This window comes from Pedobacter sp. 10L46_2 (genome assembly GCF_056395165.1).
In genome coordinates this window covers 1-4,943 of sequence record NZ_JBFTIZ010000310.1, presented here as the reverse complement: position 1 = coordinate 4,943, position 4,943 = coordinate 1, and the positions used below count along the sequence as shown (strand labels likewise).

At 41.0% G+C, this 4,943-nt stretch carries 6 protein-coding genes; all 6 read left to right on the top strand.

The genetic code is table 11. The features are described 5' to 3' along the window. On the top strand, positions 1 to 1,350 hold a 1,350-nt coding region (locus AC1DDX_RS23380; protein ID WP_477622679.1), incomplete at its 5' end, for a hypothetical protein. Positions 1,351 to 1,354: 4 nt separating this feature from the next. Continuing rightward, on the top strand, positions 1,355 to 2,596 hold the full coding sequence (locus tag AC1DDX_RS23375; protein ID WP_337716546.1) for an MFS transporter: 1,242 nt from the start codon (positions 1,355 to 1,357) through the stop codon (positions 2,594 to 2,596). 139 nt (positions 2,597 to 2,735) lie between these two features. After that, positions 2,736 to 3,566, top strand: coding sequence for an ABC transporter ATP-binding protein (locus AC1DDX_RS23370; protein ID WP_172659764.1), 831 nt, complete (start codon positions 2,736 to 2,738; stop codon positions 3,564 to 3,566). A gap of 7 nt (positions 3,567 to 3,573) precedes the next feature. Beyond that, positions 3,574 to 4,353: a hypothetical protein gene (locus AC1DDX_RS23365; protein WP_172659765.1), complete on the top strand. Its 780-nt coding sequence runs from the start codon at positions 3,574 to 3,576 to the stop codon at positions 4,351 to 4,353. Between the two features lies 1 nt (position 4,354). Further along, on the top strand, positions 4,355 to 4,732 hold the full coding sequence (locus AC1DDX_RS23360) for a GntR family transcriptional regulator (protein WP_172659766.1): 378 nt from the start codon (positions 4,355 to 4,357) through the stop codon (positions 4,730 to 4,732). Positions 4,733 to 4,734: 2 nt separating this feature from the next. After that, the coding region (locus AC1DDX_RS23355; protein WP_477622678.1) for a hypothetical protein at positions 4,735 to 4,943 on the top strand (209 nt) is incomplete at its 3' end.

Genomic DNA, 4,943 nt, shown 5'->3' with positions numbered 1-4,943 from the left:
CCTTTAAGCAGCCACGTGCGCTATATTCCAGATTTTTGCAGCTGGAACAATCAGATTGTAATTGCTACAGATGAGACTACTGTACTGCAAAATCCAATGGCCGGTCGCTCTCAATCGAACCTTTGGTTTGGCCAATGGAGCGATTTAAAAACATGGGGCGGTGCAACCGGTTGGGGCGGCCCATGGGATAACGATGCTGTAAAAGCAAACACAACTTCGGATGCCTTTTTGATCAATAATTTCAACAAAAAAGTGCTGCATTTAACCCAAACATCAGAACAGGCAGTGAGTTTTACCATACAGGTTGATAAAACAGGGAATAATAAATGGGTAGATTATAAGGTAATTAAGGTGCCAAAAAATGGTTATGTGAATTTTATTTTCCCGGCCGATTTTAAAGCTACCTGGATAAGGTTTAAAACAGATAAGGATTGTAGGGCTTCTGCTTTCTTCCATTTTACCGGAACAATGCACGAAAAGCAAGATCCTGTGTTCAATACTTTAAGCGATATTACCGACAAAGATGAGATTAGTTCTACGGTCATTCGCCCTGCAAACTTCAACAAAAACCTGCAGGTATTGTCGACCAGTAATGGCAAAAGTCAGTATGTAGAAGTTGATGAAAAACTGACCTTTTCTAACGGAGCGGTAGACAGTACTTCTCAAATGAAGCGTTTGCTGTCGTTAAGTAGAACCTATTCTGTAGATGAGGCTTCTGTGATTATCAAAGATAAAACGGGAACTTTCCGTTTACCAAAAACATCGGATGCTTACGAAACTTTTCCTTATCGCGATCGTCGCGAAGTTGAGTCGGAGCGCTTTATGCTGAACATACAAGGAACCTTTTATGAGGTTGGTCGCGAGGCTGGTTTCATAGCCCTTCGTCCGATTACCACACACCATAAAAAGATCGTAGATTTTTGTACGTGGAGAGGGTTACTGGTACTAAGCGGAACCAAACAGGGGGCAAAAGCTGATGGCCACTACTTTGCCAATGAAAAAAATACTGATGGACTTTGGTTCGGGGGAATTGATGACCTATGGAAAATGGGCAAACCTACAGGCCATGGAGGCGTTTGGGAAAGAGCTGCGGTTAAGTCGGGCACACCATCGCTGCCATATCTTATGACGGGGTATGATAAGAAGAAGGTTTCCTTAAGTGCTGATAAGGATGTGAAGATCACCTTAGAAGTTGATTTTGACCTTTCCGGCTTTCACACCTATAAAACCTTTACTGTTCCTGCCGGTAAAACGATCAACTATGAGTTCCCACAAGGGTTCAGCGCACATTGGATAAGGGCAATTTCAGATAAAGCCTGTACTGCCACAGTTGAGTTTACCTATCAATAACAAAATGGAAGTAACTAAAGAAAGAACGGCAACCCAGTATCTTCTGAGTGCGCCCGTAATTGTGGCTGCACTTGGGTACTTTGTAGATATTTATGACTTACTGCTTTTTGGCATTGTACGCATACCCAGCTTAACGGAGCTTGGGCTAAATGAAGTGGAACGCTCTGTTCAGGGTGCCAGTATTTTAAACTGGCAGATGAGTGGTTTGCTGATCGGGGGAATACTTTGGGGTGTTCTTGGTGATAAGAAAGGGCGTTTGTCGGTTTTATTCGGATCCATAATTACTTACTCTATCGCCAATTTTGCCTGCGGGTTTGTACACGATGTGAGCATTTATAAGCTATTCCGTTTTGTAGCCGGGGTAGGTTTGGCAGGAGAACTTGGCGCGGGTATTACGCTTGTTTCAGAAAGTTTACCTAAAAGGCTGAGGGCCATTGGTGCTTCAGTAGTAGCAGGAGTGGGGCTTCTTGGTGCTGTTGCCGCTTATTTTACCGTGGAACTTTTTAGCTGGCGATATGCCTATTTCACCGGTGGTGGATTAGGCATATTGCTTTTGTTTCTTCGAATTGGTGTTTTTGAATCGGGCATGTTTAAATCTATGCAGGACTTTGATGAACTTAAAAGAGGGTCACTGCTTTCCTTTTTTACAGATAAGAGCAGGCTTAAGCTTTATCTGAAATGCATAGGTATTGGATTGCCCACCTGGTATGTGATCGGTATTCTGGCCACCTTTAGCAACGAATTTGGTAAGGCATTGCACATTGCAGAAAATGTTAAGCCCGGTTTGGCAGTGATGTGGTGTTATGTAGGGCTGGCATCAGGCGACTTGCTGAGCGGTGTAATCAGTTATTATCTGGAATCGAGGCGCAAAGCGGTGGGGTTATTCATGTTGTTTACTTTAATCGGAAGTATTATTTATCTATATGCCGGCATAACCACCGCCACAGGTATATATATGATGCTCTTGTGGCTTGGATTTGGTATTGGTTACTGGGCCATGTTTGTAACCATTGGTGCAGAGCAATTCGGCACCAATATAAGGGCAACTGCTGCTACTACCATCCCCAATATGGTAAGAGGAACAGTGGTAGGGATGACCACCTTGTACGGCTTTTTGAAACCAACTGTATTAGAGCTACATGCTGCGGCTATTGTTGGTTTCATCTGTTTTGCAATCGGGTTTTACTCCATTATTACTATTCCGGAGACGCACGACAGAGATCTAGATTTTGTAGAACCGGAGTAAAATCCGGTCTACATGCCTTCTAAGGGCTTGTAATTCAATCATTAAAAATATTTTGTGAATTAATTTGGAAATGTAAATACTATATCTACATTTGTACTGTACTACATAAGTATTACAGTGCTACTTTATTCACAACGCTATGATCGAATTAACAAACCTTAGTTTCGGATACAGGAAAAAAGAACTTCTGTTTTGGAATCTGAACCTTAACCTGGAGACCGGCCATATTTATGGCTTGTTGGGAAAAAATGGGGCAGGTAAATCAACTTTACTTAAAAACATTGCAGGACTGGTATTCCCAACCGAGGGTACCTGCAAGGTTAATGGCCTTAGTGCAGCCAAGCGACTTCCTTCTTTTTTACAGGAATTGTTTTTTATTCCGGAAGAGATGGAACTGCCGTCGCTTTCAGGGAATGAATATGTTCGCCGTACGGCTCATTTTTATCCAAAATTTGATCACGCACAATTCTATAAAGTACTTGCTGAATTCAATGTGAATCCCGATGACAATTTAAAGCAGTTGTCTTTTGGTCAGCAGAAAAAAGTAATGATCACTTTTGGTCTGGCCACCAATACCTCATTGCTGATTATGGACGAGCCGACTAACGGGCTTGATATTCCTTCAAAAGTTCAGTTCAGAAGAATCATGGCCTCTTCAATCACAGAAGACCGCTGTATGATCATATCTACCCACCAGGTAAGAGATCTGGACAGTCTGATTGATACCTTACTTGTCCTTCACAAAAAGGAAATTGTGCTGAACAAGAGCCTGGATGATATTGGCGACCGCTTACTTTTTACCACGTCGGGTAATGCCAATAAAGAGGGAGTATTATATACCGCGTCTAACGCTATCGGCAATAATACCATTAGCATCAATAACCAACAGCACAACAACAAGGTTGATATGGAGCTGCTCTTTAATGCGATAATTGATGATCACACTGCTGTAATTGAATCTTTAAAATAACGCTATCATGAACGAAACTTTCAACTTTACCCGCTTTCTTAATCTGTTTAAGAAACACACCGCCGAGCAATACAAAACGTACTTAATGTCCACAGGCGTATTAATTGGAGTGTTAATCTTAGTCCTGGGTTTTATAAGTTATAGTACCAGGGGTCATATGGGCCCTGTTATACAAGCAGCAATGTTTGTAAATTTCCTGTTTTTTTCGGGAACTATTTTTACCAGCCTGATCTTTACCGATCTGGGCGACAGAAAAAAATCAATTCCGGCGTTATCGCTACCTGCTTCTCATTTCGAAAAATACCTGGTTGCCTGGCTATACTCATTTGTGATATTTCAACTTGTTTTTCTGGGCTGCTTTTATGCTATTGATTACCTGGTGATCAGTATCGGGAATGCAAACTCACCTGATAAAATAGAGGTTGTAAACGTATTTTCTCCTGATAGGAAAGTGTGGGTGTCATTTTTAGTGTTCGCTATATTACATTCTATCTGTTTTTTTGGTGCGGTATTTTTTGAGAAGCTCCATTTTATAAAAACGGTATTCAGTTTTTTCATTTTTATTGCGGTGTTGTGCCTGTTAAACCCGGTTTTACTTCATACTATATTTCAGGAGGAGATTGAAAATGGGATTCCCTTTAACATGGTCGGCCTTATCATCAAAAAAGAGAATATATATATTGAGCCAACACAAACAAGTTATATTATTGCGGCAACAGTAGCCATTTTGATTTCGGTAATCCTTTGGATAAGTACTTACTTCAGGCTAAAAGAAAAACAAGTGTAAGATGGAATTTAGAGAGAATGAAGCGATATACATGCAGATTGCAGGTTATGTAACTGAAAATATCATGTTGGAAAAATGGTTGCCTGAGGAAAAATTGCCTTCGGTACGTGAGCTGGCATCCGATCTGCAGGTGAATCCGCTAACTGTTGTAAGGGCGTATGAATTTCTGCAAGGTAAAGAGGTAATTGCCAACAAAAGGGGCATCGGTTTCTTTATTGCTGCAGATGCAGTACAGAAAGTAAAGAATTACAGCAAGGAGCGTTTTCTGGGGCAGGAGCTACCGGAGTTATTCAAAAGCATGTATCTGCTTGGCATTAGCGTAGAAGATATTGCTGAGCGATTTGAGATTTTTAAAGCACAAAACTACCAAACAAAATAGTTATGAAAACCAGCACAATGTTTATACTAGCAGCAGTGGTTGCCACATTTATTGGCCTTACCGCCTATAATTTTAGCCTTAAGGCATCCTTTTTAAAAGGAGACTATAAAAATCGGTTTTATGGTTTAACATTTAGTTCTGTTAAAGATGTAAACGAAGTCGAATTGCAGTCGGCAAAGAGAATTACCATCCGCATTGAGAAGGGTAAAAC

What these genes read in the sequence shown, in the direction of transcription:
- AC1DDX_RS23375 (WP_337716546.1), top strand. Translation starts at nt 1,355, where the DNA reads ATGGAAGTAACTAAAGAAAGAACGGCAACCCAGTATCTTCTGAGTGCG.
- AC1DDX_RS23370 (WP_172659764.1), top strand. Translation starts at nt 2,736, where the DNA reads ATGATCGAATTAACAAACCTTAGTTTCGGATACAGGAAAAAAGAACTT.
- AC1DDX_RS23365 (WP_172659765.1), top strand. Translation starts at nt 3,574, where the DNA reads ATGAACGAAACTTTCAACTTTACCCGCTTTCTTAATCTGTTTAAGAAA.
- AC1DDX_RS23360 (WP_172659766.1), top strand. Translation starts at nt 4,355, where the DNA reads ATGGAATTTAGAGAGAATGAAGCGATATACATGCAGATTGCAGGTTAT.